At 44.8% G+C, this 20788-nt stretch carries 15 protein-coding genes and 1 pseudogene; 1 reads left to right on the forward strand and 15 read right to left on the reverse strand.

What is annotated here, in order from left to right; all coding sequences use genetic code 11:
- Positions 1-407 precede the first annotated feature (407 nt).
- Genes HCR01_RS17495 through HCR01_RS17510 form a run of 4 tightly spaced genes read right to left on the reverse strand, consistent with a single transcriptional unit; the run spans position 408 to position 3110 of the window.
- On the reverse strand, positions 408-956 hold the full coding sequence (locus HCR01_RS17495; protein WP_193197469.1) for an antibiotic biosynthesis monooxygenase: 549 nt from the start codon (positions 954-956) through the stop codon (positions 408-410).
- 9 nt (positions 957-965) lie between these two features.
- Entirely contained in the window at positions 966-1487 is a 522-nt protein-coding gene (locus HCR01_RS17500; RefSeq protein ID WP_193197411.1) for a GNAT family N-acetyltransferase, read from the reverse strand.
- A 41-nt stretch (positions 1488-1528) separates the two neighbouring features.
- Positions 1529-2443 carry an SMP-30/gluconolactonase/LRE family protein gene (locus HCR01_RS17505; protein ID WP_193197412.1) on the reverse strand — a complete coding sequence of 305 codons (915 nt, stop codon included), beginning with the start codon at positions 2441-2443 and terminating at the stop codon, positions 1529-1531.
- Between the two features lie 16 nt (positions 2444-2459).
- Positions 2460-3110 (reverse strand): SDR family NAD(P)-dependent oxidoreductase, encoded by a 651-nt coding sequence (locus tag HCR01_RS17510; protein WP_193197413.1) that lies wholly within the window; start codon positions 3108-3110, stop codon positions 2460-2462.
- A gap of 102 nt (positions 3111-3212) precedes the next feature.
- Here HCR01_RS17510 and HCR01_RS17515 point away from each other — a divergent pair, with 102 nt between their 5' ends.
- Positions 3213-4130 (forward strand): LysR family transcriptional regulator, encoded by a 918-nt coding sequence (locus HCR01_RS17515; RefSeq protein WP_193197470.1) that lies wholly within the window; start codon positions 3213-3215, stop codon positions 4128-4130.
- 164 nt (positions 4131-4294) lie between these two features.
- Here HCR01_RS17515 and HCR01_RS40795 read toward each other — a convergent pair.
- The 11 genes and pseudogenes from HCR01_RS40795 to HCR01_RS17570 all read right to left on the reverse strand — a co-directional run.
- A pseudogene (locus HCR01_RS40795) lies at positions 4295-5518 on the reverse strand (ATP-binding protein); the annotation flags it as partial.
- A 275-nt stretch (positions 5519-5793) separates the two neighbouring features.
- Positions 5794-8031: a family 1 glycosylhydrolase gene (locus tag HCR01_RS17525; protein ID WP_193197415.1), complete on the reverse strand. Its 2238-nt coding sequence runs from the start codon at positions 8029-8031 to the stop codon at positions 5794-5796.
- Positions 8032-8063: 32 nt separating this feature from the next.
- Positions 8064-8894, reverse strand: a complete 831-nt coding sequence (locus HCR01_RS17530) for an N-acyl homoserine lactonase family protein (protein WP_193197416.1) — start codon at positions 8892-8894, stop codon at positions 8064-8066.
- Between the two features lie 45 nt (positions 8895-8939).
- Positions 8940-9194: a hypothetical protein gene (locus HCR01_RS17535; protein ID WP_193197417.1), complete on the reverse strand. Its 255-nt coding sequence runs from the start codon at positions 9192-9194 to the stop codon at positions 8940-8942.
- Between the two features lie 24 nt (positions 9195-9218).
- Positions 9219-10148, reverse strand: coding sequence for an alpha/beta hydrolase (locus HCR01_RS17540; protein ID WP_193197418.1), 930 nt, complete (start codon positions 10146-10148; stop codon positions 9219-9221).
- 11 nt (positions 10149-10159) lie between these two features.
- Positions 10160-12073: a cytochrome P450 gene (locus tag HCR01_RS17545; RefSeq protein ID WP_226889404.1), complete on the reverse strand. Its 1914-nt coding sequence runs from the start codon at positions 12071-12073 to the stop codon at positions 10160-10162.
- A gap of 113 nt (positions 12074-12186) precedes the next feature.
- Positions 12187-13758 (reverse strand): cytochrome c, encoded by a 1572-nt coding sequence (locus HCR01_RS17550; RefSeq protein WP_193197419.1) that lies wholly within the window; start codon positions 13756-13758, stop codon positions 12187-12189.
- Between the two features lie 32 nt (positions 13759-13790).
- Positions 13791-15254: a hypothetical protein gene (locus tag HCR01_RS17555; RefSeq protein ID WP_193197420.1), complete on the reverse strand. Its 1464-nt coding sequence runs from the start codon at positions 15252-15254 to the stop codon at positions 13791-13793.
- 171 nt (positions 15255-15425) lie between these two features.
- The gene (locus tag HCR01_RS17560) at positions 15426-17123 is read right to left on the reverse strand and encodes an alpha/beta fold hydrolase (RefSeq protein WP_193197421.1); all 1698 of its coding nucleotides are present in this window, start codon (positions 17121-17123) and stop codon (positions 15426-15428) included.
- Positions 17124-17212: 89 nt separating this feature from the next.
- A complete protein-coding gene (locus HCR01_RS17565; protein ID WP_193197422.1) occupies positions 17213-18277 on the reverse strand; it encodes a DUF6765 family protein in 1065 nt (354 codons plus the stop codon).
- 38 nt (positions 18278-18315) lie between these two features.
- Positions 18316-20643 carry a GMC family oxidoreductase N-terminal domain-containing protein gene (locus HCR01_RS17570; protein ID WP_193197423.1) on the reverse strand — a complete coding sequence of 776 codons (2328 nt, stop codon included), beginning with the start codon at positions 20641-20643 and terminating at the stop codon, positions 18316-18318.
- Positions 20644-20788 lie beyond the last annotated feature (145 nt).

Below are 20788 nucleotides of genomic sequence, written 5' to 3' on the forward strand. Positions count from 1 at the left end.
AGTAAGTAAAAGCTTATTTTACTTGCGGAAAACACCAAAATGAGTAAGTCAAACGTCATTTTGAGTAAGTAAAAGCTTATTTTACTTGCGGAAAACACCAAAATGAGTAAGTCAAACGTCATTTTGAATAAGTAAAAGCTTATTTTACTTGCGGAAAACACCAAAATGAGTAAGTCAAACGTCATTTTGAATAAGTAAAATGCCTTTTTGAGAAAGCAATATGCCTTTTTACTTATTAAATATGAATTTTTGAGAAAGCAATATGCCTTTTTACTTATTAAATATGAATTTAAGTTAAATATGCCAGCAATGCCGATGCCCTAAGAGCGATCGCCAGCTTTTCTACTCATCTGGCTACAATACAGGGGTACAGCATTTTAGAGAATACTAAGGGAATCAGAAGTTTTTTATTTAGAATATAACCATCTGTTAAACAAACGGCTGACCCTTGGCATAACAATGTAGGTTAAAAGTACAACCATGATGCCAGAAACGATTAGCGAGATAATCAAAGGAGATAAGCCACGGAACAAGGGTGTAAGGAAAGTATTTAGAAGATTAATTAACACGTACACAACTGCCCAGGTAAGCAATGCTGTTTTGTAGCGTGGTGGAGTCTTCAACGGTTGACCGGGAATAGAAAACCAAGCTTCTAAACCGCTAAGTTGCTGAACATAAGGGTCAGATTGAACCAAAGATTTACCTTGATTTAACCAGTATTCGCGATCGCGTGACTCCATCCATCGTTTTAAATTTTCATAGTTGTCAAACCGGAAAATAATCACATATTCGGGTCGCACGCCAGGTTGAGGGCGAATCACATTTGTACCCAAGTGACCAGTATAAGTTCTCGCCACACTAACAATATCTTTTACCCAAGCTTCGTAAGCATTTTCACAGCCAGGTTTGACAAGTTGCGAAATGACTACCGTTACGTATTGCTCATCTTGTTCCATGTTCATTAGTTATGTCACTAGCAAGCTTTTCTCACAATCTTTTGATGCAAGTCTAGTTTCTTGTACCAAGATTACAAAAGACACGCCCTGGGTTTGATGCTCAAAAGTCTTAACAGCGCGAAACCCTGCCTTGTACCATACTCGGAGCGCACGCTGATTGAACGCCGCAACCGTCACCCGAACAAAAGGAGGCGCAAACGTCTGTCGAGCAAAATCTAGAACCGCTTCCACATAGCAACTTCCTCGCCTCTGTCCTGTTAAATCTGGGCGAATACCCATGCCAATATCTAACCCTGGCGTGCTGTAATCACCTCCAGGCACTTGCCCATCTTCTCCAAAACTACAATAGCCAATCAACTCTTCTTGCTTTTCAAAAATACCGTAGAAGTTGTTTTGAGGATCGAGAAAGTAGTGTACGTTTTGTTCAATTTCGTTGGGATTCAAATTGTAAAAATCATAGGGTGCATCATAGTGCCACCCGGCCATCTCCCGCGCATTTGCTTCATTCAACGATTGAATAGCCAAGGACATTGTTAGTCTCCCATACAATTCAGACAGTGCCTCCCAGCAAGCTAAAGGTGATATCCAGCTTTTCCAACCTCAAGTCGGACAACGGTTGCTGGCACAACTCCTGTGGGAGGCGGTAAGAACATCCCACCATTTGTTACAACATAAATGGCTGTACGGTCTGATTCTTGTTGACCAAAAGCAACCGCTGTACTACCAATTACATCTTGCTCGGCTTGAGCAATGATGGTTGTATTTCCATTTGGAGCAATTCGCACTACACTGTTATAAATGTGAGTTGCTCCATAGAGATTTCCCTCTACATCAAACGCGAAATCATCAATATTGGTCTGCTCAATAAAGATTTCTGGTTCACCCGGTTCTCCTGCTGCGGTAATGGGAATCCGCAACAGCAGCATTTTATCAGTGTTTGAGACGTAGAGATTGTCATTAAAACGCTTCAAGCCATTTGCACCAGGAATGTTGCTCTCAGCAGTTCTCCGAGCTAGTAAAGAATGTTCTAACCAAATTGATGCATGGCGTTGAGCAATATCAATTTGCCAGATTGCACCCCGATAGGAATCAGCTGTCAAATACCGAGTACCTGATAAAGGTGTGATGCCATTGAGAAATATGGCATCTGGCAGCTTTAATAAAGTCTCTACTGTGCGATCTGAGGCAACCAGAGAAATCACAGGTACAGAATCAGTATTCCATCCAGTCGCTACCAAACCACCGTTTGTAGTAAAGGCCAGACCGCTGACTTTGCCCTCAATGTTTGCGTGAATATGCTGCTTTTTATCTGGAGTGATGCAAATAATTTTACCAATCTCGTGATTCGTTACAAAGATTTTTCCATCTGGGGCGATTGCCAAATTTTCTAGAAAGGTATTGACTGGAAACGAGGCAATAACTTGGGCAGATGCCAATTCAATTGGCGTATCTGCATAAATTGGGGGTAATCCGGCTGTAATTTCCATTTGGCTGCAACTCCTATTAATACACCACTTCTGTTTCAGAATCTTGAATAGTATAAAATTCCCAGTATTTATCTGCAATGCGATCGGGACTGTATTTGGGGTCTGCCGCGTCCACTGTACCGCAAATTGTGATTGTTCCCACCCGAATATTTTGACTTTTTAAAGCATCTGCCAGTGTATTAGCCAAACTGCGAATACCAGCTTTACCAATCGAGAGCGAGGCAAAATCAGGACTTGGATACAAAGCAAATCCACCGCCAGTCAACAGAATTGTTCCCTGACCCTGTGCTTGCATTGCTGGGATAACAGCTTGGGTTGCTACCAATGCGCCAGCAACATTCACTTTAAAATCATTGACTAGTGTCTCAAAAGATGTGTTAACAACATTCTCCATTCTCGGAACCGCCGCATTGTAAACAAGCACATCTGGGTTTCCTAATTGCTCTTGAATAGAGACAAATGCAGATTTTAGAGAAGCTTCATCACCCGCATCAGCCACAAAGTCATATACTTCATAGCCTGAGCCTTGCAATTGCTCTCGATATTCCTGTAACTTATTTTGGTTGCGAGCAATCATTGCGATCGCAAAACCTTCTTTAGCAAACCGACGGGCGATCGCTAATCCATTTCCCTCGCCCATTCCCACGATAATTAGCAAAGAGGTCATAATTCTTTGTTCCAATTTTGCAAAACTTAAATATTGCTTTTACTTGCAACGTACCAAAGTCAAATAAATTAATCAAATCGATTATAAAAATAATGACTATTGATGAAATCGATTGACTTGACCTCAATTGACCTAAATCTCCTTGTTACCTTTGAAGCCATCTTTGAAGAACGGAGCGTTACCAAAGCAGCTAATCGACTTTATTTAGGGCAACCTGCCATGAGTGCAGCGCTAAGACGGTTGCGAGTGCTATTTCAAGATGAGTTATTTATTCGTATTGGTAGGGAAATGCAACCTACTGCCAAAGCTACTGAAATTGCTTCTGCTATCTCAACCGCTCTACAGCAAATTCGACAGATACTAGAATCGAGTCAAACTTTTGATCCCGCAACTTCACAACATACTTTTGCGATCGGCAGTTCAGATTACACCAGTTATGTTGTGATGCCCAAACTATTAGAAATTTGTCGTCAGAATGCACCTGGTATTAACTTTCGATTAATTGGCTTTGATAAAGATCGAATTGGAGAGCTTTTAGAACAACGAGAGATTGATGTCGCCCTTGGTGTCTTCCAAGAACCGCCCAGACAAACGATGCAGGTTCGATTATTTTCAGAACACTTTGTAGGTATTAGTCGTCATGAACATCCCCTCATTACCCAGGACGCTTTTACAGCTGAAACTTTCGCTGCTCTGCCTCATGTTCTCTTTACCCTGCGGCGAGATGAAGTTGGTGAACTCGATAAGGTACTTGCTCAAGACAACTTACAGCGTCGAATCGTTTTGACAACCCCCCATCTGTTAATATTGCCAGCAATAATTTCATCCAGTGATCTGGTTACTGCCATTCCATCACGACTGGCAAAGCCGTTTGCGTGTCAAGGCTCATTAACAATTTTTGAACTTCCTGTGCAAACCGAACCGTGGATGATTTCCATGCTGTGGAGCAAACTTGCAGATCAAGATCAGGCAAATCGTTGGTTACGGCATATACTCAAAAGCGTTTGTGAGGGAATTTAAATATTAATTAAACTCCAACCCCATGTGTACCTTTGAATACATGGCAAATTTAACCCCTTCACTTCGTTCTCTGTTTTTACCTTTACCCTTTCCCTTTCCCCTTTTCCCTTCCCCCTTCGTTGATAAAAGAGTCAGAAGTTTACAGCATTTGGCTCTGCGTTATTAGCTGGCAAGTACACCTGAAACTGGCTACCTTTGCCTACCTCGCTATACACCTTGACAAAACCACCGTGGCTTTTGATGATATTAACAACAATGGAAAGTCCCAATCCAGTGCCTTGGCTCGTTTCTTTGGTTGTAAAAAACGGTTGAAGAATTTGCTCTAATAACTCTTGTGGTATACCGCATCCTGTGTCCGAAACAGTTACAAGCACGTAATCACCCACTTCATTCAGCCCTGCACAGTTTTGATCACAAAATAGATTTTCAGCAGAAATAGTTAGTGTGCCCCCCTGTGGCATGGCATCACGAGCATTTACACACAGATTCATTAATACCTGATGTAATTGTGTGGAGTCTGCCGAAACCATCCAGAGATCCTGTGTTGGTATATTAGTATGAATTTCAATTGATTTTGGGAATGTATTTTTAGTAATCTGCTCAATTTCCTTGAGCAAATGTCTTATTTGTAAAGGAACTTGCTTCCCTTCCGCTCCCCGTGCATAAGACAGAATTTGCTTGACCAGTTCGACACCGCGTTTAGAGTTGTCCTCTAGTATTTTCAGTAGTTGTTGATTCTGTTCATCATGATTGGGCAGTTTAAGTGGCAGTAGTTGAGCAATTATTAAAATAGGCGTTAGTATGTTATTCAAATCATGTGCAATACCACTTGCTATGATACCAAGGCTCTCTAGCCGTTGTGTCCGATATAACTGAGATAAGAGTTGTTTTTTCTTAGCTAAGTCAGTATCAATAGAGAAAATAGATTTAGGGGTGTTCTTCGCCACGCTAAAGAACTCCCGTGAATGTGGACGTACCTCATCTTTTAGCGGCTTGCTCACACTTTCCAGTATATTTTGGATAGCAAGACGAAGGCTTTGTGACGTAGTATCTCTTTTAACTAAATAGTCGGCAGCACCACTTTTCATCGCTTGTACTGCTATCTGTTCATTTCCCTGACCAGTTAGCATTATGACTGGAAGGTTTGTTTGACCAAACTGAGTCTTCAACTGACTTAAAATTTCTAGCCCATCCATATCTGGTAGCAGATAATCAAGCAAAATCACGTCAGGAATTTGTTGGCTACAAAATAACAGTGTCTCTTCTCCGGTCTCTGCCTCTAAAATATTGTAGGTGCGTTGCTTATCCCCCGACAGATAGCGTCGGTAAGTTTCCCGGTCTTCTAAGCAGTCATCGGCAAACAGAAGTTTTGGTGTAATTATTGCCACACAGCCCCCGGTCAACAGTTGTAATATCCTGCTCCTTTCATTTCAAATAACACATTGAGTGTATAAACACAAGGCTTTTACAGGCGCAGCCTCTCGAAGGCATCAGAACTTTGTAAGAGAGGGAAAAGGGCTTAACGCGACCACTATCCCCAAAAAGCTTTTTACCTCCCCCATAACAAAAGGATTATTTCGCGCCACTTAAAGGCGTTAGCGTAGCGGAACGAAGTCCGGTTTTTACTTTTACCCCTTTACCCTTTCCCCTGCCACTTCTTTTATCAAACCCCACCTTTTTTGATAATCTCTCGATATGCCGTCGCCGCAAGGGTTGGCTGGCGCTTTAATTCTGGGTCATTATCTAGACCAACGTGGTAAAGTCCAAAATCGCTATCTGGGCCGAACTTCAGACCCCACTCGCGGTTAGAGGTAATGCACCAGGAGACATAACCCACCACGTTCACACCGTCTTGACGAGCGCGTTGCACTTGCTGGATATGCTGGCGAATGTAGTCCTCGCGCTTGACGACCTTATCAGCTACATCAACACAGCCGTTCTCAACAATTAAAATCTCCTTACCGGGGAACAATTGGGCGTGGAACTTGAGCATATCGTACAGTACCCCAGACCAAACTGGCGCATTACCAAAACGTCCGAAAGCTGCATCCATCAACTGCTGGATGCGGTTAAGTCGTAAATTGCTGATGCCCCAATAGTAGTCAAACCCGACAAAATCTTGCTGGCCGACGCACTCTTGGGGACAGAGGAATGTTGGCAGTTTTCCAGCCATGCCGAGATGCCACCAGTTACTTGTTAGCGATGTTGAAAGGGCGCTAAAAATCTTCATTAATGGGTCAAAGATTCGTACAACAGAACGCAGCACAGGTAGACGTTCTTGAGTAGCAACGATTTTAAACTTTACTTTGCTAGGATCACCAAAAATTTGCTTTGCTAAAGCACGAGCTAGATCGATTTCTAAGCCGCTGAATTCACCCGTTTCTGGATCGCGATAACCAAACCCAGGAACATTATCTTTAACGGCAACAATTAAATAACCCCGCTCTTGAATCCGACGCAGCACAGGTTTGGGCAGGGGCTTGTTAGGCGCTGGGGGTTGTCCCTCTCCTTGATGTGTGATGTCAGCTAGAGTTGAGCGTCTGCCTAGACGGGGCGGTTCTGGCACTGGTTGACCGGGGAAATAGCGGGCGTAACTGGCAGCCCAAGCACCGGATTCTTTGAAGCTTCGCACTGCTATATCTACAGCATTAAGTAACTCGCGATCGCCTTTAACTACAGCAGCAGCGTAATTTTCTTCAGTAAGCCCTTCACCATTTTTACCAATCAGCCGATATTGCCCCGGAAACTGCTGGGCGATTCCTAACAAGATGGTGTCATCAGCGAGGATAGCGCTGATTTGCTCGTAGTCCAACGCTCTGAGAGCATCAGCATGATTTTCTACTACTTGGATATTGGCTGCGGGAAATAGTTGGTATCCGGTAGATTCAGCGGTAGTGCTTTTAACCACTGCCACAGGTTTGCCATCGACGTCTTCGGGTTGCTGAATTGGACTTGCTGACTTCACCAGTAAAAATTGACCTGCTTGATAGTAAGCCTCGGAGAAAGCTACTTGCTGTTGTCGCTCCTGGGTTACAGTCAAGGTAGCAATCACTACATCCACTTGCCCTTGTTCTAGCAAAGCCCGCTCACTGAAACGTTTTCCTTGAGCAACGAAGTCTTCGGGACGGCGGAGATTGGTAACGTTGCGATCCACCAGTTTTTGCAACCATAAGGGTAGACCCAACAACATGGGATTTGCTCCCACTTGAGCATCTGGGTTGACTTGCTTGAGAATAGTTCTAGCGTTAGTGTGTGCTATGAACAAATTTCGCATCAGCTTGCGGACTGCGGTCATTTGATCGGCGATCGTTGCGCCTCGATCTAAACCGGGTGGCATAAAGTAAGCTCTCTCCCACCAAGGTTTAACATAGCCATAAATGAGTTGACTGGGTTCGTTAAAGCTAATCCAATAGCGCACTAAGGGGCCCAAACGTTGAGCAACTTCTTTGGCATAGGTAGCAAAAATTGATGGGAAATCTGGGGAAATTAAACCGCCTCGTTCTTCAACATGGATGGGATGTGTGAAATGGTGTAGGGTGGCCATTGGTTCCATACCATGCGATCGGATAGTTTCAATCACTTGGCGATAGTGTTCAAAAGCTTCCTCATTAAACTCACCAGGTTTAGGTTCCACCCGCGACCAAGCGATAGAAAAGCGGAACATCTTGCAACCAAGAGACTTTGCTAGCGCTATATCTTCGGCATAGCGATGCCAAAAGTCAGTTGCTTGACCCCTAATTGTCAAGGCGCGACGCCGCTCCCACACATCTCGAATGTCTTCATAGCGGGAGTCGTAAGCTTCGCATTGGTGGTCAGCTGTGGCAACACCAAACATGAATGAGTCTGGTAAAGGTGAGAAGCGAGTTTTGTCCGTAAGTGGCTTTTTTTGTGCGTCTGACATAAAAATAACTCCTTTAGAAATAATCAAAGTAATTAGACTGAAACAATGATTTGCTCTGCTAACCTGTGAGCAGCATCAGGATCGTGACTCGGAAGATAGACTGTAGGAAATTCTTGTATGTACTGCAAAATCAGCTTCAATGTCTGGCGAGATTTTTCTTCATCTTGAGCAACACCGTCAACAATCTGATCCAACATGAGTTGCTGAGTGTAAGAGGCATCACCAGCAAAAAATAAGGATAGTCCGTCAGCTTGTACCAAAACTGACAAATGCCCCCCAGTATGACCTTCTGTAGGAATTAACTTGACATCTCCAGCTTTTGTCAGCGGGTAACTCTCTAAAAAAGGCCCGATTGGCTGAGGCTCATACTCGATTAAGTGAGGGTTTAACCACTCTGGCCAACGCTGAGTTAAATAACCCCTTAGCTGTCCGCGCCAACCACCAGTCAACTCATACTCTCTACGCGAGACAATAATTTCGGCGTTGGGAAAATGGTGCAGACCGCCTATATGGTCTGTGTGCAGATGAGTGAGAATTACCCAACGTACATCATTTGGTTCTATACCCAAAGCTCGTAACCGAAAATTCACTTCGTCTTCAGGTTGCAAACATGGTTTGATACTAAGCTGAAAATAAGGGTTCCACCAAGGGAAGTAGCCCGGTTCCAAAGTGCGTGCAGTTTCACCCGTATCAATTAAAATAATCCCTTCAGGATGTTCAATAGCCCAACTGTAAATAGGTAAAGGGTCAGTCCAATTGCGGTCAAGAATCGTGTTTACCAGACGCATAGCGCCATGACCTTTGCTATAGCACTGACAGGTTTTGATGGTTACAAGTCCACTTTGAACAGCGTGAATACGCATTTTTATACCCTGGTATGACAGTTACTAGTGCAAGAAGGCAAAAGGCTATTGTATTTCTGGCGTTGCTGAACGAAAATATGAATTTGCCGGGCTACGCCCCGCTTCTCTACGAGACGCTCCGCGAATGCTAACACGCAGAGACGCAGCGAAAAGTTCTGTAGGCGGGTTTCCCGCCGTAGGAAACTTTTCAAGACAGAGGCACAGAGAATAAGGGCATTGCTGAATTTGAATATGAATGATTTTAACTTTTTCATTTAATGCTTTCCTTTGCGTCTCTGCGCCTCTGCGTGAGCTTTTCATATATTGAGCAACGTCGTATTTCTCCTACCTACTCAGGTACTTCTCGAAGAAAGTGAGTATCTTGTCTGGGTTATCCACTGCGTATTGATACGCACCAAAGCGGTGGTCAGTCTCAGGATAAAGAGGTTCTACGGCGTTGGGTGTGGCTGCTACCATATTGGCTACATCAGCAACACTACCCCATTTGTCACCAGTACCTTGCACATAAAGCACAGGGGTATTGCGAGCACCTCTAGCGGCGTAAACTGGCTGGAGATAGGCAGTTTTGGGAGCGCCCGATAAGCAATAGAGAATTTCGATTGGTAGGTTAAAGAGTTTACCCAAAGGGCCAAATTTATCGGCGCGATAGCGTTCCCCAAACACCGATGAAGTATTGGGCTGCACGACAACGGCAACTTTAATATCAGTGGTTTCAGGAAGAGTATATATTACTGTGTTACCTCCCATAGAAAACCCGACGGTGACGATGCGATTTGGATCTACTTCGTTTCGGCTTTTAAGGTAGCTGATGGCTCCCAGCAGGTCACGCTTTTCTAGCAAGCCATAAGTAACTGGAATCCTGGCGTCGCTCTCACCAAAATTGCTGAGGTCAAACATGAGCACGTTATAGTTACTCTCGTGCAATGCTTTGGTCAATGGCAATAGGTTAATCGGCTTGCTACCTGGTAAGTCTCCGAGAGGATCGTTAGCTTTAGTACCCATTCGGTTCCAGGGCCAGCCGTGTAAAACGATCGCAGTTGCCGCTGGCATTTGTGTTGCCGGAATAAACCAGCCTTTGAGGCGTATTCCATCCTGGGCCGGAAACTCCACATCCTCATAGCCCAACCCTAGTTCTTGCTTAGGATTAGTCCATAACCGCTGTCGTTTTGGTGCAATTACCAACCGCGCCGAATTTGCGATCGCCAAAAGTGCTACTACTAAAATGATGACAACTAACCAGATAAAGATATTCACTAGCAACTCCTCTAAGCAACTGTCTGCTGATCAATCCCAAACCGCACCTTTAACCCATCACGTGGGGTAGGAAACAAGTCTTGGTTCAATTCCAGATTTTGCGGTAGCAGCTCCCAACTATATCGACGCAGCAAATGCACCCCCATTATCTTGAGCAACACAGTAATCAAGTCTTCGCCTGCACAACGATGTCCATCTCTAGGCCCACCGCCTTGGGGTACATAGCTGTTTTCCGGTAAGGCTGCAAAGTTTTCTGGAGCAAAGCGACAGGGCTTAAAACTCTGCGGTTCAGAAAAAACCTGGGGGATATGCATAGTGGTATGAATTCCTGCTACTGCGCCCCAACCTTTCGGAATGTGGAAATTTTGAAACTCACAGTCTTTCTTTACGTGAGCAAAAAAAGTAGCAGCATTAATGGGATAAAAGCGGCGGATTTCTTTGGTAATTTGCTCTAGATACACCAACTTTTGCAACCGTGCCATATCTAATGACCCATCAGGCACATATTGCTTGACTTCTTGCCTAGCACGTGCTGCAATCTCTGGATGTTGGGCTAGGGTTAGAGAAAGCAGCGTGAGAGCAACATAAAAACCAGAATAAGCCGCAAAGAACAAATGCATGACCTCACGGCGCAACTGTGCATCGGTGAGAGTGCTACCATCTTCACTGCGGGCTGATAATAGCAATCCCAGTAGATCCTGGCGGGGTTGCTGACGGTGCTGTTGAATCGCTTGGTCGATGTAATCGAGTAACCAATCACGATTCTTGAGCGCCCGTCCATAAGCATTAAAACCCAAGTTAATTGGTACTGAGGAGAAACCTTTGATAAAAGTGTCTGTGATTTCTCCCACAGTCTCACTCATCTGGCCTGGCTCTTTCCCAATAAATAACGCGTTGGTTAAAGATGCGCTCAGCTTACGGTATTCCGTTAACCAGGTAAAGCTACCCAGCTTTTCCCAGCGTTTCAGGTAGTAAGCCGCTGTTTGTTCAATGCTGGGTATGTATTTATCGAAAGCCTCCGGTGTAAAAGCCTGGAGAATAATCAGTTTTCGGCGACGATGTTCGTCACCATCCAACAGTGGTAAGGTGTCCCAGTCTAGTAGTTCTTTTATCGGATGTGGACTGGCATTTTCACGGGTGAAATATTCCTGATTTAGAAAGAAAGTAAAAGCCTCCGGGCCGTTAAAAGCAATGACAGGTTTGCCAAATAAATGAGTTTTAAAGACTGGGCCATATTTTTTAACACGCTTGCGGTAAAAGCTATGAATATCCAAAGCTAATGGAATCGTCTCACCCAGCAGCGGTAAACCGTAGGAACCAGGTGGTAGGTTTTCATTATCTTGACCATTGCGGGTGTTGTGCCGCACCAGTAAAGCTACCAAAATAGAGATAGCTAAGATAATCCCTAAAGTGCGAGCAAATCCCGCTTGTAAAATCAAATTAGCAACCAAAAAGCTCAAACCAACGTAAATATGCACCCCAGTTCGTTGGATTTGTATCCAGGTTGCCGAAGAATCGCTAAACCATCCCAAACTTATATCTAATCCCCACCATAAAGCTAAGATTAATTTACTCGCTGCGATCGCGTAGCCCATCGCACTCCCATCCGCTGCAAAATCTTGAATGCCGCCATATATTCCAAACACCTCATAAAACCAATGAACTAAATAAGCTAAAAAGCTAAAAGTCCATAGCAGCAACCAATAATTATTCTTTCTTACTGATTTCCCTAGCAATATATATAAATAAATCGCTGGAATTAACAACACCGTACTAGCACAAAATGAGTAAATCGCGCGGTGCAAATTCAAATTTGGTTTAAACTCTGCTGCTAAAAGCGTAGCAATCAGAATAATTCCAAAAGGGAAAAAAGTATTAGCAAATTCTGCTAAAGAAATGTTTTTTTTGAGTTTAAATATTTCCATTTTTATCTAACTATCTTTTTACCAAGAGTTATTATTTAACCTCTTCACTTTGTGTCTCCGTGCCTTTGCGGTTAAATAAATTCTTTTTAAAACACAAAGACACAGAGATAATTTTAAAGTGTCTTGAGATACTCTAATAAATCTTCCAAAGCTGCCTTATCCCAACCAGTTCCCTGATAAGTCCAAGGATAATCATGCCCTTTATTAGAGTTACCCTGAACATGGGTATCTAATTTAAAGTAATGTTTATCATCAGGTTCAGTTGGTGAAGCCAAGCCGACATCAATTGGATCGTAAAGATTGTCTCCGCGATAAAAAATTTCTCGACGAGGTTTGAGATTAATTAACTCTGCCAAAGTCAAGACACTGCCATTGTGTAAATAGGGAGCGCGGGCAAAAACTGATTCTATGGGAGCGTTAATGAAACCTTTGGTATTTCCTAAAGGCCCTGGTCTGATGTTTTCTCGTTTGGGTTTCAAGGGATTGTTATCAGGAAAGAAAACATCAACAGCATCTGGTAATTCTTGATAATAACGATAGTTAAGCCGTTCAGAATCAGTTTGAATTTCTTCTATCGGCGTAATTAAACCCTGAAGTTCACCTTTCACCCAAGTGCCATCTGCAAAATTGCGATCGCCATGACAGGTGGCGCAACTCTGCTGAAAGACAGCATGACCACGTTCTATTTTTTGTGGATCAAGCTTGATGCTTTGGTCTTTGAATACCTCTGCATATTTAGGCCCTTGCAAACCTCTCGTGTATTCAATGGCTTGGGTGACATTATGAGAAATTTCTGGCACTACTAAGTTATTCGGGGTGGCTCCTGCTGCCACAGCCGCAAGCACGCTGCGACTGAGACGATCTCTAACACTACCGTCATATTGCGCCCACTCGCGATTTTCCTGCTCGTACAATGACGGCAATTTGGAATAGGATTTATCCGAGGCGGCGGGGCGATCCATCACAAAGTGGACTAACTCTTTAAAAGGTTGCGTTCGAGCCGGGCCAATGGGTGATAATTTAGAGTCTCTCAGGTCTTTGCCATTATAGGGAGCATCCCATTTTGGAAGGGAAGCTAGTACTTGACCTCTAGCAGTCGATAGCCAAAAACCAATTACAGTTTTATCTACAATTCCCAGGGGTTTTTGGTATTTAGCTTCATAAGCCTTGGCAATGTTATCTACAGTTAGATTCTTATCAAGAATTGAAGTTTTAAAGGCGTCTACCCAGGCAAACAAGTCTAACGAAGTACTCCCCATGCCTGTGACTATCACAGCTTCATCTCCAGGAAACCTCCTAATATGGGATGTGTGACACAATGCACAACTAAAGCCCACAAACTTTACAGGCGAGGGATTTCCCGATTGAGGTTGATAGTTAGAAACACTAAAACCCACTGGCAAACCTTCGTTGTCCTCCGGCTTTCCGTGGATAAATCCGAATTGCTCAACCCAATCCCCTGCTTCTTTGCCTGCTGGCTGAAATTGATCGGGGAATAAATCGGGCAAGACTTGGAAAACTGGCAAGGGCGCTAACTCAGTACCGATACTGCCGTGGATAAATGCTTCTTTTGGTGTTCTAAATTGAGGTTTTGCCCAAGTTGATTCTATGTACAAAAACCCAAAGGTTGCTACCAGCAAGATCGAGATGAGGGAGATGGCGGCAATCCTGATAACTTTTAGCATACTTTCCTCTCACAAAGATTTGGCGACAGTGTTTAGCGATCGCCCCAAAGTTCAGCGTGCTGGGCTTGGCGACGGAAGAGAGCCGGATCGTAGTACTTTTGGTAGTACTCCAACTCTATGTGGCTAAATTGCAGCCAGATGCCAGGAACAAAGAAGGCATCGACGTGGGCAGGAAAGCGACCATAAGTGTCGTAGATATAGTTGCAGATATCTTTGGTGTACTGAATTGCTTCTTTAGAATGGGGTTCGGCATCCCGCAGAAAAGCTTCAGCACTTGACTTTGCTTGATAGGAGCGGGCAAACACATCCTTGTCTCCATAGGCTCCCTGGTTGCCGTACTTCTCTTCAATGACGCGATCGACCGCTTCATCCATAGAACTAATGTATGGTGGGCAAAGTCCTTCCAACACACCATCGATACCAACTGGATTGGGTTGAGTAGCGGGTGGCGGGGCCCAAATACTTTTCTTCGGAGTTGGTGGTTCCATGCGAAACCCTAAACCATACCATTCCTTGGCTGGGTTGTGTTCAAGAATGAAGGGTTGGAAGACTGACCCATGCACCCAACCACCAACACCCATTGCCTGACCAATGAGCATTAAGTTTTGCAAAATAAAGAAACATTCATGGTCAGTACGCATGGTGTGGGCGAGTCCCAAGGGAACAGTGTTGTTAGGATTGACAAAACCACCCTTGACTCGATCAATCCCACCGATGGGTTGATAAGGGATTTTAGGACTCAGCCCCAAGTGCATTCCTGCCCAAGCTGCCCAGTCTGCCAAACTTTTGGGTCGAAATTTCTGCCAGTCATCAACAAATAAAGGTTTTTGACCGTCTGGTTCCGAAAGTAGGATGAGTAGGACATTAATATATTGACGGGTGCAATCAACGACTGGGAAAAAGAGAGTTGTCCCAGGAAGGTTAGAGATTTGCTTGTTCCAACCCAGGTAGTAGGGATAAATTCGAGGGAAATCTAGGCGGCGATCGCTAATTTTATGTTTGACGGCAGCAGCAGCTTTTAGCCAGTGCTCCTCTGACCAATCTTCCCATTTAGGAGGTAAATCGCCAAGAGCTGCTAGCGCTTCCCGACCCTTGAGTCGCTTGATTAGCCAGATGCCTTCATCGTTGATCATGAAAAAGGAGGTAGCTTGAGAATTATCAGCGCTACTACCAGAACGAGCAACGATGTTAAGGAAGGGAGTTCCCAATTCTTTGCCACCTTCTGGTTTATCCAGAGGGCCATCGTGGGTTGTGATGCCAGTCATCCCCGTAGCAACAATCAAAATCGCCTCTTCCAACGGACTGAGAGGATCTGGCTGATTCTGGCTGGTATGGCTAAGTTCTCCTGCTACAACTGAAGCACCACGGGCTAATCTGCGAGTGCGTCGCTCAACAATTGCTTCTATCAGCGGGTAGCGAAATAGCTCTTTCAAGCCAGGATGTTGTCTGATATCAGACGCAAGTGGTTCACTGAGTAGTTGATTAATTTCGCTCATTTGCAATTACCTTGTGGGGAATGGGGAATGGGGCATTGGGCATCCCTTCGGCTTCTCTACGAGACGCTACGCGTAGCCGTAGGGGTACGCTCAGGGCAAGTGGGAATTGGGGAAGAATAATAACTCTTGACCCTTGACTCTTGACTCTTGACTCTTGACCCTTGACCTCAATTAATTGAACTTCTCTAATTCCGCCAGAATAGTCGGAAAAATATCCTTGGCTGCGTTTTTGCCCATGAAACAGTCCATGTGTGCATAATTAGGAATAACATGGCGAACATACAAGTCGCCACCATTTTTATCGCACAATAGCTTGTAAGTAATTTCCGAACCCTCTGGTAGGAAAAAGGCGTTGTCTGCGCCATGAATCAAAGCTATGGGAATGGCTAAGCGTTCTAGATGGGGCAAGTAAACATCTTTACCATCTTTGTTAACAATGTGTCCCTGGCGCAGGATCAAAGATATATGTCTGAAGAAAGTAAGATTCCCTGGGCCAAATATCTCGTGAATGGCATCGTGGGTAGCTTCGTTCAACTGGGCGATTTTGTACACTTCTCCATACATGAAGAGAATGCGGCGGTCAACAGGGTTGTTATAGGGTTCTTTGGTAGGATACAGTCTTAAAACCGTGTCGTAAAGTTTATCTTGCCAATCGGCATGGGTATCAAAGTCTGGGTTGAGAGTTTCTACCCCTAGCACTGTTAGAAATGAAGCTAGACGCAAACCAGCTCTGATTTCGTTAAGAGTTGCGGCTCTAGGATGGGTCGTTAGTTGGGAACAAACGGCGGAACGTACTCCTTTTAGACCCGCTAGCATGGCCATCAGAAAAGACATGGAACCAACGCAGTGACCCACGACTTGAACTGTTTCTGACCCAGTGATGCTACGCACTTGCTCAACTGCTGCTGGCCAATCGTAAAGCGCAATCTCATCGGCGGAAAACTGGGTCGCGGCGGATGGCAAATCGGCACTAGCTCGATAGTCGAATAGCCAGACATCATAGCCTTGAGCATACAAGAACTCTGGTAAGTTCGTGTCTACGGTATCGATGGAAAATGCCAAGGTGGAAGTCCCAAAGCCTGGTGCTAGCATGACTGGGCCTTTTGTTCCGCCTTGATACCGAATCAGTCGCAGTTGGACTCCATCATCAGTTGTGCAGAAATGAACTTGAGGCGCTGACATCCGCAGGGGACGCTTTTGACGGGGTGGTGCATCGGGATCGAATACTTTTGAAGGAGCAAATATTCCACCGTAAACGTTAAATAAGACTCCAGCAAAAAAGCTACCAAAGCGAGCAGTCTCTTCTAACTGTTGCGCGAGACTGGTGGTGTTGGTAACTTGCAACGTGGTCATCTGGTGAAGGAAATCTGCGGGGAGAATCTTTAAGATTCCTTGCCCTAGAATTGGACTATTGAGACTCTCGCCGTCATGCACAGTAATGTATAGCGTGGTGGTGTCTGCCCAAATGTCAAAACCTGGATCGTTGTGTACGACTTTGAAGCCATCAAAGTAATAAACTTTACCCTCTTCGCTAGTCATTTTCATGCGGTAGACCATGCGACGCGTATTTACGCTGTCTGGGTCAACGATGAATAAGTTAAATTCTCCATCGGTAACGCTGAGAGGTTCCGGCGATATAGCTGGAGCAATCACACTGCCAACGATTTTGGCTTTGTGGCTTTCGTCTGTGAGCATCCTGTCCAAATCATCGGAGCTGACTGTGACGGTAAATTCAAATTGGGAGCCACTCTGTTTACCCTGTTGTGCTGCGCGTTGATAGTCGTTTTGGACTGCTTTAGAAAAGTAGCCGCGCATGGTTTCGGTGAACTGAATTCCGACTTTGTTTGTTGCTGTTGTGGTTGTTGCCATGAAACACCTCGATTGCTGAGTAATGAGTCAAAAGTCAAGAGTCAAAAGTCAAGGGTAAGTATTTATTCCTCTCTGCCCCTCTGCCTTGTTCAAGCGACGCAGATTCCATATTTGGGTAGCAAGTCGTGGATGATGTAAAAGTGATGGGACTGCAAAGCATCGTGAAATAGTTTCCAATCACTTGCCAAAAAGCTGGGGTGATAGGGAAATCTTTCGTTTTCTCGGTCAACTGAGTTTTCAGTACCAAGGGCTAAGTGTTTCCACGAGTCTTTGCCTTTGGGGATATAAGTAACATTTGCTTTACCAAAGCTGAACTTACCCTGAGCGATCGCACTCAACCACTTTTGATGACGCAGGCTACCTTTGTTATCTGTGATACTCTCTAGCATCTGAGCAATTAAAGTTTTATCTGATTGTGGCAATCCCGGTACAACAGCATCAGGATTACCCGCTATATACCGCTGCATGACTTTGCACATATTGTCTGCTGCTTCTAGAAAGTCTTTAGGATTGTTTCTGGTAATTTGCTCGCCCCTGCCGTTAAAGTAACCCCAGCGCAAAAATGGCTTGTCAGGATGGCTGAGAACAGAACCATGTCCCAAGGGTAAAGCTTCATTGACGAAGTAATTCTGAAGCCGATCCATGAGGTTGCGATCGGGTTGACCATGTTCGTCTAGCAGGTGTTTGGCTTCATTGACCCGATGATTAACCCCGGCAAAGCCCTGATGTGCCCAAGTGTCAACATATACATGAGCAGTAATTCCCAGGCGATGCAGTCCGTAGGGAGTATGGCGGCGATTTATACATTCTCTCACCATCTCTTGAGCTACGTAGCTGTTGGGGCGACAAATTAGCTTGTCGATAAAGCTTCCTTGGGGGTCTTCACTTGCTGACAATCCGCCGTTACCTGGGAGAAAATGAAACGGAATCCAAACGCCGTAATTTGCTAGTTCCTCAAAGTTGCGATAGTCCAGCATTTTATGGGCAGAACTGATGCGGTGAAACAGTGCGCCGTTATCAAAGCGGATGAATCCGTCATTTATCGCATCGTCTACGTATTGGGCACTGTAAGCGATGATATTAGCAGGTTCGTGCTCAAATCCCGCTAGTCTTGCTGCAACATAGGTAACACCATGATGAAAGTCGATTTGCATAATGAGTCAAGGGTCAATAACAGCTAACAACTAACCATCTAGAGGTAGAGTTCAGATAATGTGCCAGCAAAGAAGCGACTGAAGCGATCAATTGCTTGCAGGCGTTCTGTGGGGCTGGGGGCGTTGGTGACTTTGATAGTGGTCATTTGCTTGACAAAATCTCCGGGCTGAATTTTCAGAATGCCTTTACCTAATACGGGATTACTGTTATTGTCGCCAGCATAAACGGTGATATAAAGGGTGGTGGTGTCAGACCACAAATCAAAACCTGGGTCATCGTGAAGTTCTTTGTAGCCCTCTAAGTAGTAAGACTGTCCCGCTTCTGTGGTCATGGGTAGACGGTAGAGCATCTGTCGTGTTTCATGTTGGTCTTGTACCACGACAAACAGGTTAAACTCGCCATTGGTGACGGTTAGCGGTTCAGTAGCCAGAGCGGGGGCTGTTACTGTGCCAACTATCTTGGCGGGATGTTTGGGGTCGTTGAGTAGATGTTCTAAATCATCGGCAATTACTGTCAGGGTAAATTGCAGGGGGGAACCGTCTTTTTGACCATGCTGAGCGGCACGTTGATAGTCGTCTTTGATTTCAGTGGAAATGTAACCGCGCATGGTTTCGGTAAACTGAATTCCCAGCTTGGCGGGCGTGTTGACGCTTGGGGAAGTTGGTGCTGAAGGTAGGTTGTAGTTAATTGTCCACTCCCGGTCTTTGGCGATGAGGGCGCAGCAACGCTCAGCTATGGCAGAAATTGTCAGTAGCGGATTTACTCCCAGTGTACGAGGAATCACTGAGCCGTCGGAAACATACAGGTTTTCGTAAACGGCTGTACCTTGGTTGCTAGAAAATACTTGTCCTTTATGGTTGACAACACCGTGTTCTGAATCTTCTGCGAGGATGCAGCCACCCAGAGGATGGACGGTAATCAGGTCGTGACCGAAGAAATTAGTCCAAATGGGGTTGGGAATTTGTGTGCCACCTAGGGGACGAGTCGCTTCTGCGAGGCGATCGTTCACTCGTTGAAAGATGGATTGTTTACCTACATTTTCCCAGCGAATGCGGAGGCGGTCATTTTCTAAGTACATTTCCCCGGCTGCATCATCATGGGTCATGACTAGGTAAGTTTGGGTGTTGCGAACTGCACCAGTGTAAGCACCTTTGGTTAAACTTTCTGCCTCTCGTAGCTTTTCTTGCAGGCGATCGCCTAAACCTTCATCAGTATCTTTACCTAGTATTGTGCTAGCGGCGGCAAGGCTTTTTGGTAAGATGGGAGCTAGCGCACCAGGAATTGAGCCTTCTTCTATAACCATGCCGTTATCAAGGCGTGGTTGCTCGCGCATATCGATAATGCCGCTGATGCAGGGGCCGACGGGTTCTCGTCCGCTAGCAGGACGATTCCCAAAGCCAACGCCGTTAATTTTTTGCTCGGTGTTGTAGCCGAAGGCCAGTACATCACCATTACCTGTAAAGTTGTGTCCCACCTGGTTAGATAATGCTAAACCTGCTTGTTGCGATCGCAGCAAAATTTCTGTAGAACCGAGAGTACCAGCCGCTAGGATAACTATATCGGCACTGACGAACATTGTCGGAGCGTCAAACTTCTCTTGTCCGGCGTTGAGTAGTTGGAAGTGAACTAACCAGCGATTATTCTGCCGTTCAATATGCCTTACGGTTACTTGCGTATAAATTTCTGCACCGTGATTCTTAGCATCAGGCAGATAATTCATCAATACAGTATTTTTTGCCTTGTTGTTGCAACCTGATACACAATCACCGCAGAGATTGCATTTGTTCTGTTCTACGCCGACATGATTAACCTCATCTTTAAAAGTTACATTGATGGGTGGTCGATAAAAATTTTCATTCAAGTATTTAGAAGACTTTTCTAATGCTTCTAATTTTGGCAAAGGTGGAAAATCTTGGGGATAAGAAGTGGGTTTGAGCATTTCCTCGGCACGACGATATCCCTCTGCCAATAATGTGTTGACATCATCACGCAATTCTTGGGGCCAGCGCTGATCTGCAAAAACACGGGGTTCAGCTTGTAATGACACATTGGCATTGACAAGCGATGTCCCACCCAGCCCACAACCAACAAATACATTAATATCTTTATTGACGTGAAAATCGTACAAGCCTGTGCATGAACCAACGCGTTTAGCAGGCAAATCTACTTGGATTTCACCTAGTGCTTTGACTTCATTATTTGGATATTCACCTGGTTGAAATTCTTTGCCTCGCTCTAGTAAACACACCTGCTGTCCAGCACGTGCTAGGCGTGAAGCAGCAATCCCGCCGCCATAGCCGGAACCAATAATCACAACTTTATAGTGATTTTTTAAGTTTTCAATAGGGCTTGATAAACGAGTCATAGCATCAATCCTTTAGATGTATGGACATAGCAAGATACGCTTCACCTACGTTGAGAATAAAGCTCATCAGAAGGGTTCTAACACCACTGCTGTTGTACATCAACAGCGCTCAAGGCGGTTCCGCAAAATCCGCAAAAAAAGTATT

Origin of the sequence: Nostoc sp. MG11 (assembly GCF_014904695.1) — a bacterium.
Classification (GTDB): domain Bacteria; phylum Cyanobacteriota; class Cyanobacteriia; order Cyanobacteriales; family Nostocaceae; genus Komarekiella.

Excerpts from the sequence above, each read along its gene's own strand:
- HCR01_RS17515 (WP_193197470.1), top strand. The coding sequence starts at position 3,213 with ATGAAATCGATTGACTTGACCTCAATTGACCTAAATCTCCTTGTTACC.
- HCR01_RS17525 (WP_193197415.1), bottom strand. The coding sequence starts at position 8,031 with ATGTCAGACGCACAAAAAAAGCCACTTACGGACAAAACTCGCTTCTCA.
- HCR01_RS17505 (WP_193197412.1), bottom strand. The coding sequence starts at position 2,443 with ATGGAAATTACAGCCGGATTACCCCCAATTTATGCAGATACGCCAATT.
- HCR01_RS17530 (WP_193197416.1), bottom strand. The coding sequence starts at position 8,894 with ATGCGTATTCACGCTGTTCAAAGTGGACTTGTAACCATCAAAACCTGT.
- HCR01_RS17550 (WP_193197419.1), bottom strand. The coding sequence starts at position 13,758 with ATGCTAAAAGTTATCAGGATTGCCGCCATCTCCCTCATCTCGATCTTG.
- HCR01_RS17495 (WP_193197469.1), bottom strand. The coding sequence starts at position 956 with ATGGAACAAGATGAGCAATACGTAACGGTAGTCATTTCGCAACTTGTC.
- HCR01_RS17535 (WP_193197417.1), bottom strand. The coding sequence starts at position 9,194 with ATGAAAAGCTCACGCAGAGGCGCAGAGACGCAAAGGAAAGCATTAAAT.
- HCR01_RS17545 (WP_226889404.1), bottom strand. The coding sequence starts at position 12,073 with ATGGAAATATTTAAACTCAAAAAAAACATTTCTTTAGCAGAATTTGCT.
- HCR01_RS17510 (WP_193197413.1), bottom strand. The coding sequence starts at position 3,110 with ATGACCTCTTTGCTAATTATCGTGGGAATGGGCGAGGGAAATGGATTA.
- HCR01_RS17570 (WP_193197423.1), bottom strand. The coding sequence starts at position 20,643 with ATGACTCGTTTATCAAGCCCTATTGAAAACTTAAAAAATCACTATAAA.
- HCR01_RS17560 (WP_193197421.1), bottom strand. The coding sequence starts at position 17,123 with ATGGCAACAACCACAACAGCAACAAACAAAGTCGGAATTCAGTTCACC.
- HCR01_RS17555 (WP_193197420.1), bottom strand. The coding sequence starts at position 15,254 with ATGAGCGAAATTAATCAACTACTCAGTGAACCACTTGCGTCTGATATC.
- HCR01_RS17565 (WP_193197422.1), bottom strand. The coding sequence starts at position 18,277 with ATGCAAATCGACTTTCATCATGGTGTTACCTATGTTGCAGCAAGACTA.
- HCR01_RS17500 (WP_193197411.1), bottom strand. The coding sequence starts at position 1,487 with ATGTCCTTGGCTATTCAATCGTTGAATGAAGCAAATGCGCGGGAGATG.